This is a genomic window from bacterium (assembly GCA_022616075.1).
GTDB lineage: Bacteria > Acidobacteriota > HRBIN11 > JAKEFK01 > JAKEFK01 > JAKEFK01.
On the sequence record JAKEFK010000308.1, the window covers coordinates 1 to 9171 of the forward strand.

A 9171-nucleotide genomic window follows, 5' to 3' on the forward strand; every position below is an offset into this window, starting at 1 on the left:
AGACGTCCGCGCTACTTCGTTTAGACTATCTTTGTTCATTTGTATTTATCCGTGGCTGCGGAGCGAGAGGCACTACCGTTGCAAAGGGTCCTTGCGCCGCTTCCACACGTTGGCGAAGCATTGCAATTGCCTTCCGAGCCGATCGAACTCGTCTCAAGGAAGGTAACTGTTCAAATTGAACGGCCGTGCGAAGATGACATATGCATGTAGGTCCGGAGGCAATCTGAACCACAAACAGGACAAGCCACAAGAATGCCGCGATCCCCATCGGAATCAGAGCGAAAGTTTCCCACCGCCAGACAAACCAACCGAGTGCCAGAAAGAGCAAACTGACTCCGGCAATGATTCCCAGGATAATGCTGAACGTTTTTCCAAGGGACGTTTCGCGAACAAGAATTGCCTGGATATCCCGGTAATAGAACCGGCGATATTCTTCGCTGTATCCCCGGTTGATCACGTGCAGAAGATGGTCCTTGCCAAGCCAGAGACTGTTCCGCGCAAAACCCATTGAAAAAATTCGCTTGCCGGGGAGTTTTATGAATTCTTTGATGCGAGCCATGATTTAGGACAACCTCGAAATCAAAAAGTACGCAAGCAAACCCCACCCTACGAGTTGCGATGCTGAGAAAATGAGCGCAACGACCATTCGCCATTTGGTGCGGTGCAAAATACTGGTCGGCGCATTCCAGTAACGAAAAACCATATAGATGGCGATGGGCGCAGTAATGATTGTGAAATAGAAAATCAACAAGGGAAGAATGGACAGGGACAGAGCAATCGAATCATAAAGAGTTCGCCTGTTTTCCAGTGTCTTGATTCTGCCTTTTTGTTTTCCACTTTCGATGCAGGGCGGGCATAAATGTTTTCTCTCCATCTCCACATCACATAGCGCGCAAAGAAATCTCCCGCAATATTCACAGGCGACCTCAGCTTTTTTCTGTGGATGGTAAAAACAACTGGCGTCAGTATCCAGAATTAAGGTCTCACCCGGTCTGGACGGCGATGCGTCTTTTGTAAAAGCCGGGAAAAGTACGCCGTAAGTCATCGCGCCGCAGGAAGGACAGGGCCGGAATTCGTCTCTACGAAAAATAATTAACGGAAGCTGATGCTGGCATCTCGTGCAATAAAGAGAAGGAACTTGATCGGCCTCTTCCATTATTTTCTAATCACGCGTGTGTCGCAGATGTGATCGTGAAGAGCTTTCTTCTGATCATCAAATGCCGCCATGAAATAACCGATGTAGCAAATGATAGCGCTGAGCATTTCCGCAAAAAATCGAGCGAGCGCTTTTGTGTAAGATACAGGGTCTCCTGCAGAAGTTACAATCTTCAGGCCGAGCGCCATCTTGCCGGGAGTGGCGCTGTACTTTCCTACAAACCATACGGAATAGAATATCGAAGCGGCAAACAAAAACGGATAAATGATCAGGAAAGATAGATTTTGCGGAGGCTGAGAGGAAAACATGTTGAATCCAAACAACGGACCAAGCGCCAGAATCGCCGCCATCTCCACAACCCAGACGATGACGCCGTCAATCAATTTCGCTCCGAATCGAACCCAGAAACCGGCATAGTTCATCGTTCCTGGTATGGGTACGCCTTCCCGAATTCTTTGAAAGAAAATTGGCTTACAGGTTGTACAAATCCAGGAGTCTCGATACCGGATCAATTCATTCTGTGAGAATTCGCGGTGACATTCCGTGCATCGCAAAGATGGTGTGGTGGAAATGGGCGGCGGCGACGGCGGGCGCGCGATCGCAGGACGCACGTGCCGATACGGTTGCCATTCGCTGAGTCCTTCATGCCAAACGATGGTTCGGTCGGTGACTTTTCCCACGCGAACCAGATCTTCGAATTCTGTGTCTGTTAATGGTCCTACCTGAACTCCTTCATCCGCGTAATACCAGTGCATGGTCCTATCCTATCAGAAGATAAAAGTTTTGCAGGGGCGGCGCTCCTACAATTGCAATGTTAAACTTATGCCGATGAACAGTCTCCCTTTTCCGCGTCTTCCCGGAGTCAATAATCTTTTTCTGGATTTCCTTTACGACTTCGAAAAAGTTTCCGCTTTTTATCCTCCTCCCGACAAGATCCGTGATGATAAAATACCGCATCGAGAAAAGCTGTGCGAAATCCTGGAACGTCAAAACAACGCTTACGGAAATCCCGCCACCGCTTCTTTGATTCAAAAACTCCGTCAAGAGGACACGCGGTGTGTCATCACAGGGCAGCAAGTCGGTTTGTTGTGCGGCCCGCTCTACACAGTCTGGAAAGCGTTCACCGCCATTCACCAAAGCCGGGTCTTTGAAAAGAAAGGTCTTGCCTGTGTCCCCATCTTCTGGATGGCAACAGAGGATCACAATTTGAATGAGATTTCAAGTTTCGCGCTGCTGAAACAAAACCACGATCTGCTCAAGTTTTCATTGAAGGAACACCTCTTTCTGAAACGACAACCGGCTGGAACAGTTAAAACGGACAATGAAGAAATTCGCAAAATTCTCATCCGCGCTTTTCAAGAAATAAAAAGACCGGAAGTGAAGAGCTTCTATACGGACACGACTCTATCTCACGCATTTGCGCGAACTTTGCTTTGGATCCTGCGGGACTTCCCGATCCTGATTGTGGATCCATCCGATCCTTCTTTGAAAAGAATCGCATCTCCCTTCTTTGAGAAATTAGTTGACAAAGTCAACTATCTTTTGGGCATCCTGCAACAACAAAACTCGCGTTTAAAAGATCAAAAATATCCGGTTCAGGTGCAGATGGAAGAGGACCGCCTACCACTTTTCAAAATTCAGGATGAGGAAAGAATTCCGGTAAAACGCGGAGAGACCGATCTAAAGCCCGAGTTGCTCAGTCCTTCGGCATTGCTTCGTCCGCTGTTCCAGGATTACATCTTTCCAACGGTTGGATACGTCGGCGGCCCTGCAGAAATTGCTTATTTTGCGCAATTACATCCGTGGTACGAAGCCATGGAGATCACACAACCATCGCTATTTCCAAGGGTTTCCATCACGCTGATTCCACCCGCTACGCGCAGTTTTCTGGAAATGAGCCGATTGAAACCGGAGGAGATCTACCTGCACGAGGATACGCTGGTGGATGCCCTGCTCGATCATGAAGGAATGAAGAAAGCGAGAAAAGAGCTCAGGGATCTGGAAAATGTCTTGAAGACATCCTTGCAAAAAACGAAGACCGAGATCGTCAGCATCGATCCCACACTCGAAAAAGGCTTGCTCACTGGCTTTCGCAAAATGGAGTACCAGATTCGGAAAATGGAACGCAAAGCATTTCTCGCTGCAAAGCGAAAGAATCTGATGCTGGCGGAGCAAATTCGAAAAGCAAAGAACGTGATTTATCCGGATGAAAAAGTTCAGGAACGTTATTTGAATATTTTCTCGTTTGCCATGAAGCTACCCGAATTGATTCAACAGGTTTATGATCAAATTCAATGGGACGCCAAAGCGCATCAATGGATCGATATGTAACGCGGACGTCCCGTCCGTAGGAGCGGGCGAGACGCCCGCGATATAAGGAGTGACCGATGACTGAAGACTTGAAACTGGATGTCCTGGCCTTTTCGGCCCATCCGGATGACATTGAGCTCGCAGCAGCCGGAACATTGATCAAGCTGACAAAACAGGGTTATTCGGTGGGAATAGCCGACATAACACGCGGCGAATTCGGCACACGCGGCACGCGCGAGATTCGTCAGCGCGAAGCCGAAGAAGCGGCCCGTCTCATCGGCGCAAAAGTGCGCGACTGCCTGGATATCCCGGATGGTTCGGTCACGGTAAACCGTGAGAATCATTTGAAAGTGATTCATCTATTACGGAAGTACCGTCCCAGCATTGTGCTGAATCATTACTGGCGCGCGCGTCATGCTGATCATATGGCAACATCTCAGATCGTAACCGAAGCCTGCTATCTTTCAGGGTTGGCAAAACTGGAAACCGGACAAAAAAGGTTCCGGCCAAAACGAATCCTCTTTCATCAAATCTTGTACGATGTGGTTCCTTCCTTCGTAGTGGATGTTAGCGCTGAGATTGAACAAAAATGGAAAGTGGTAAAAGCTCATAAATCGCAGTTCTATGATCCTGATAGCAAAGAACCGGAAACGATTCTGAGCGAACCCACATTTCTGGAGATGATTGAAACCAGAATGCGTTACTGGGGCAATCTGATCGGCGTCTCGCATGCCGAACCGTTTCTCACGAATGAGCCCATTGCCATTCCCGATCTCGTTAAGGCAATGGGGTAGTTTGAACCGCCAAGCCGCCAAGACGCCAAGATCTTTGCGTTAAGTCCAACACAGATTTAAGATTTACGTGATTCAGTGCAATGCAATGAGTAATGAGCAATGAGAACTCCTAACCCTGTCTCAGCACTCATTACTCATTGCTCGGCACTCAAGCAAGGGGGCTGAATTGTGAAAATAGGAATTACCTGTTATCCGACATACGGCGGCAGTGGTGTCGTCGCTACAGAGCTCGGGAAAGAGCTCGCCGTTCTGGGCCACGAAATCCACTTTGTCAGCTACGCGCTACCAATCCGTCTCGACAAATTTAATGAACGCATATTCTTCCATGAAGTGGACATGCTTCCCTATCCGCTCTTTCAGTATCCGCCTTACGATCTTGCACTTGCGGCTAAGATGTACGAGATCGCAAATTACGCGGGCCTCGACCTGTTTCACGTTCATTACGCTTTACCTCATGCGATCAGCGCCTACCTTGCAAAAAGCATGGTGGAAAGTCGAGAAGTAAAAATCATTACAACGCTTCATGGAACCGACATCACACTGGTTGGGATGGACCGTTCCTATTTTCCGATCACCAAGTTTGGAATAAAGAAGAGTGATGGCGTGACGACGGTTTCTAAGTATCTTCAGACACTCACTCAAACACAGGTAGGCAGGCAGGATGTTGAGGTGATTCCAAATTTTGTGGATACGGATCTCTTCAAGAAGCCGGAGGAATCGAAGTGCTCGCGCCATGTGATCGCGCCGGGAGGAGAACCGATTTTGCTTCATGCATCGAACTTCCGCCCGGTGAAAAGAATCATCAACATCATTGAAATTTTTGAACGCGTTTTGAAAAAAATGGAAGCGCGTCTGGTTTTTGTCGGTGACGGTCCGGAACGATCGGTCGCAGAACGTTACTGTCGCGATAACAAGCTCACGGAGAAAGTTTTGTTCCTGGGCCGGCAAGATAATTTGCCTGATCTGATGGGGTGCGCGGATGTTTTTTTGCTGCCGAGCGAACTGGAGAGTTTTGGACTTGTCGCGCTGGAAGCCATGGCCTGCCAGGTGCCTGTTGTTGCCACCATAGTGGGAGGTCTTCCGGAAGTCGTGGTTCATGGCGAAACAGGTTTTCTTGCAAATCTTGGAGATGTGGACAAGATGGCGGAATATTCGCTGGAAATCTTGCGCAACAGCAGCCTGCGGCAGAGATTAGGTGAGAACGGACGGCGTAGGGCGATCGAAGTTTTTGATCAAAAGAAAATCGTTCCGCTTTACGAAAAATACTACGAGAAGGTGCTGGGCAATTGAGTAGTTTAAGCTCCCTGAAGCGGCTCTGGCCGTATCTGTATCGATATCGATGGCCCATGGTGCTGGGTATGTTCTGCGTGATGATCTCTACCAGCGCGGCCACCGTGGCTCCGGATATTTTGAGACAGGCAATCGATGCTCTGCAGAGTAAGAAACTGGAGCACAGTCTTGGTTACTACGCCGGCGGAATTCTCCTGGCCACAATTGTGACGGCGACATTCCTGTTCCTGATGCGAAAGATCATGATTGGCGTTTCCAGGGAGATTGAATACGATTTGCGAAATGATCTCTACGCTCATATGCAGCTACTATCAGCATCGTACTACAACAAGATGTACACGGGAGATTTGATGTCCCGCGCAAATAACGATCTGGCGGCGGTACGCATGGTTTTAGGTCCGGCAATCATGTATTCGGTAAACACGCTTTTCACCTTCACGTTTGCGCTGATCAGAATGGGATGGATCAACTGGGAACTGATGTTATTTGCTCTGTTGCCCTTGCCCGCGGTTTCCTGGCTTGTTACTCGATATGGAGAAATCATCCACAACAGGTTCAAGGATGTTCAGGAACAATTCTCACGCATCAGCACAACTGTGCAGGAGAATTTGAGCGGTATCAAAGTCGTGAAAGCATTCGGGCGTGAACAACAGGAAATTGAGGAATTCAAAAAAGAGAACCTGGAGTACCTCCAGCAAAACCGGAAACTCGTGCGGTTGTGGGGAGTCCTCTACCCGATGGTAGAAATGATGGCCGGAATCGGCATCTTGATCGTTCTGTTTTTCGGTGGACGTTACGTCATTCAAGGAAAGCTGACGCTTGGTGAATTTGTTGCGTTCAATACGTACCTTGCGATGCTGATTTGGCCGGCAATTGCGCTTGGATGGGTTGTAAACATTTCGCAACGGGGCGCTGCATCAATGGGCAGAATCAATGAAATCCTTGACCGGGCACCCGATATTCAAAGCCCGAACAAACCGGCAGTCCCGGACGACTATCAGATAAATGGAAAAATTGAATTCCGAAATGTGTCGTTCGGATATGACAAGGATCGATTGACCCTGAAAGATCTCAGTTTTACAATCCAACCGGGCCAAACCGTCGCCTTCGTGGGAGCAACCGGCGAAGGCAAAACCTCTTTGTTGCATTTGCTTCCGCGCATGTATGATCCCCTATCGGGTGAAATATTTCTCGATGACATTCCGCTCAAACAGTTTCCGCTCAAGCTGCTGAGAAAACAGATCGGTTATGTTCCCCAGGACGCATTTCTGTTCTCCGAAACGATCCAGGAGAATATCGGGTTTGGTATGGAGGAACCGGCTACGGATTCGGTTGCCCACGCGGCCCGTATGGCTCACTTTGAAGAGGAGATTCTTATTTTTCCTCATCAGTATCAAACCATAATTGGTGAGCGTGGTATTACCTTATCCGGAGGTCAGAAGCAGCGAGCTACTATAGCGCGCGCGCTTGGAAAAGATCCTTCGATTTTGATCCTGGATGATTCTTTTTCGAATGTGGATACGTATACGGAAGAACGGATCCTTCAGGCGTTGCAGGAATTCCGCAAGGGACGCACCTGCATTCTGGTTTCTCATCGCTTTTCTACAATCCAGGATGCAGACCGAATCTTTGTTCTCGAGGATGGAACCATCGCCGAATCAGGTCAGCATCAATCCTTGTTGGATGATCGCGGTTTGTACTATGACCTTTATTTAAAGCAATTGATTGAAGAAGAGCTGCATATTCACAGGTAGGCAATGGAAGAAGAACAAATACAAACGCGCGAATACGACTGGGGCCTAATGAAGAGGCTTCTCGTGTATCTGAAGCCTTATCGAGGCCGGATCGTCATCGCTCTGTTTCTACTCATTGCCACTGCTGCCCTTCAGGTTGTTACGCCCTATTTGGTGAAGATTGCGATCGACCGTTACATTACAAACCATGATCTGGCGGGCTTGAGCAAAATTGCCGGCCTCTATTTTCTCGTTCTTGTCGCACAAATGTCCTTAAGCTACTGCCAGGTCTACATCATGCAGATGACCGGACAGCACATCATGTACGACATGCGTGTGCAAATTTTCAGTCATCTCCAGACCCGCGAGATCAACTTCTTTCATAAGAATCCCGTAGGCCGGCTGATGACCCGGGTAACGAATGATGTGGATGTCTTAAATGAGCTGTTCACCTCCGGTGTTGTCTCCATTTTGGGAGACATTCTCACATTGCTCGCCATTGTGATTGCTATGCTTTACGACAATCCCGCCGTCGCTCTGGTCGCATTGTCCGTATTGCCGATGCTGTTTATCACGACTGCTCTATTCCGGCGAAAAGCCAGGGCAGCTTACAGCGAAACGCGTTACTGGCTTGCGAAAATGAACGCATTCCTGCAAGAAGCGATTTCCGGAATGGGTGTGATTCAGATTTTCACAAAAGAGAAGAAGATGTTCGATAAGTTCGATCACATCAATCACAAACATTACCTGGCCACGAAAAAATCGATTTCGGCATACGCCATTTTTTATCCTGCCGTGGAATTGATTGAAGCGATCGCAATTGCGCTGATTGTGTGGTACGGGGGTAATCGTACCCTTTCTGACGCAGTCACGTTTGGAACGCTCATCATGTTTATTCAGTACACGCAGCGGTTTTTCCGCCCGATCGCCGACTTGAGTGAAAAATACAACATACTGCAATCCGCGATGGCATCCTCGGAACGCATCTTCAACTTACTGGACAATAAACAGGAGATCCCTCAACCCGAAGCTGCACCCATGCCGGAGCAAAGGTTGGCCTCAGTGGAATTCCGCAATGTTTCTTTTCATTACCCGGATGGAGAGCAAGTGCTTAAAAATATCTCTTTCCGAATCGCAGATGGAGAAAAAATCGCGATTGTGGGCCCAACCGGAGCCGGCAAAACAACCATCACGAGTCTGTTGCTTCGCTTTTATGATGGCTACGAAGGGGAAATCCTTTTAAACGGAAAAGATCTTCGCGGGATCTCGAATGAACAATTGAGACGTGATATTGCTGTTGTTTTTCAAGACGCCTTTCTTTTTTCAAGAACGGTGAAAGAGAACATTACCTTTGACCGGCCAGAAATTACAGAGGAACAAATGAAGTCTGTTTCAACTTATCTGCTAGCTGATGAGTTCATTCGTCTTTTGCCGCAGGGATACGATCACTTGCTATCGGAACGAGGCTCGAACCTTTCGTTCGGTCAAAGGCAGTTGCTGACGTTTGTTCGAGCTTTGGCTGCGGAACCCAGCATCATCATCCTGGATGAAGCAACCTCCAGCGTAGACATCGAAACCGAATATGTCATTCGACGCGCATTAACGAATCTGATGGAAGGGCGCACCGCAATACTCATTGCGCATCGTCTTTCCACCATCCAAAATGTCGATCGCATTCTCGTGTTGCTGGACGGCGAAGTCCGGGAAGAAGGAACGCATCAGGAGCTTCTGGCGAATCCAGGCGGGTTGTATTCAAAACTTTATCAGCTTCAATACAAAGACCAGGAACTGGACCGTACATCTGTTTCTTAGGAAAAGTAGCGCGGGCGTCTCGCCTGCGGAACACGCTTAGGAAAAGTAGCGCGGGCGTCTCGCCTGCGGAACACGC

8 protein-coding genes are annotated in these 9171 nt (G+C 48.5%); 5 read left to right on the forward strand and 3 right to left on the reverse strand.

The features are described 5' to 3' along the window. Positions 1 to 25: 25 nt before the first annotated feature. The 3 genes from L0156_24720 to L0156_24730 form a co-directional block, all read right to left on the reverse strand. A complete protein-coding gene (locus L0156_24720; protein ID MCI0606203.1) occupies positions 26 to 559 on the reverse strand; it encodes a hypothetical protein in 534 nt (177 codons plus the stop codon). A gap of 3 nt (positions 560 to 562) precedes the next feature. Next, the gene (locus L0156_24725) at positions 563 to 874 is read right to left on the reverse strand and encodes a hypothetical protein (protein ID MCI0606204.1); all 312 of its coding nucleotides are present in this window, start codon (positions 872 to 874) and stop codon (positions 563 to 565) included. Between the two features lie 281 nt (positions 875 to 1155). Next, entirely contained in the window at positions 1156 to 1911 is a 756-nt protein-coding gene (locus tag L0156_24730) for an RDD family protein (protein MCI0606205.1), read from the reverse strand. Between the two features lie 67 nt (positions 1912 to 1978). Between L0156_24730 and L0156_24735 the strand changes: the two genes are divergently transcribed. From L0156_24735 to L0156_24755, 5 genes are all read left to right on the forward strand, one after another. Further along, on the forward strand, positions 1979 to 3487 hold the full coding sequence (locus L0156_24735; protein MCI0606206.1) for a bacillithiol biosynthesis cysteine-adding enzyme BshC: 1509 nt from the start codon (positions 1979 to 1981) through the stop codon (positions 3485 to 3487). A gap of 56 nt (positions 3488 to 3543) precedes the next feature. Beyond that, complete coding sequence (gene bshB1, locus L0156_24740; protein ID MCI0606207.1) at positions 3544 to 4260, forward strand: bacillithiol biosynthesis deacetylase BshB1; 717 nt, start codon at positions 3544 to 3546, stop codon at positions 4258 to 4260. A 168-nt stretch (positions 4261 to 4428) separates the two neighbouring features. After that, complete coding sequence (gene bshA / locus L0156_24745) at positions 4429 to 5550, forward strand: N-acetyl-alpha-D-glucosaminyl L-malate synthase BshA (GenBank protein MCI0606208.1); 1122 nt, start codon at positions 4429 to 4431, stop codon at positions 5548 to 5550. After that, the gene (locus L0156_24750; GenBank protein MCI0606209.1) at positions 5547 to 7304 is read left to right on the forward strand and encodes an ABC transporter ATP-binding protein/permease; all 1758 of its coding nucleotides are present in this window, start codon (positions 5547 to 5549) and stop codon (positions 7302 to 7304) included. The genes bshA and L0156_24750 overlap by 4 nt, the downstream gene beginning before the upstream one ends. A 3-nt stretch (positions 7305 to 7307) precedes the next feature. Next, positions 7308 to 9095: an ABC transporter ATP-binding protein/permease gene (locus L0156_24755; protein MCI0606210.1), complete on the forward strand. Its 1788-nt coding sequence runs from the start codon at positions 7308 to 7310 to the stop codon at positions 9093 to 9095. The last annotated feature ends 76 nt before the right edge of the window (positions 9096 to 9171 follow it).

What these genes read in the sequence shown, in the direction of transcription:
- L0156_24735 (MCI0606206.1), top strand. Translation starts at nt 1,979, where the DNA reads ATGCCGATGAACAGTCTCCCTTTTCCGCGTCTTCCCGGAGTCAATAAT.
- bshB1 (MCI0606207.1), top strand. Translation starts at nt 3,544, where the DNA reads ATGACTGAAGACTTGAAACTGGATGTCCTGGCCTTTTCGGCCCATCCG.
- L0156_24725 (MCI0606204.1), bottom strand. Translation starts at nt 874, where the DNA reads ATGGAGAGAAAACATTTATGCCCGCCCTGCATCGAAAGTGGAAAACAA.
- L0156_24755 (MCI0606210.1), top strand. Translation starts at nt 7,308, where the DNA reads ATGGAAGAAGAACAAATACAAACGCGCGAATACGACTGGGGCCTAATG.
- L0156_24720 (MCI0606203.1), bottom strand. Translation starts at nt 559, where the DNA reads ATGGCTCGCATCAAAGAATTCATAAAACTCCCCGGCAAGCGAATTTTT.
- L0156_24730 (MCI0606205.1), bottom strand. Translation starts at nt 1,911, where the DNA reads ATGCACTGGTATTACGCGGATGAAGGAGTTCAGGTAGGACCATTAACA.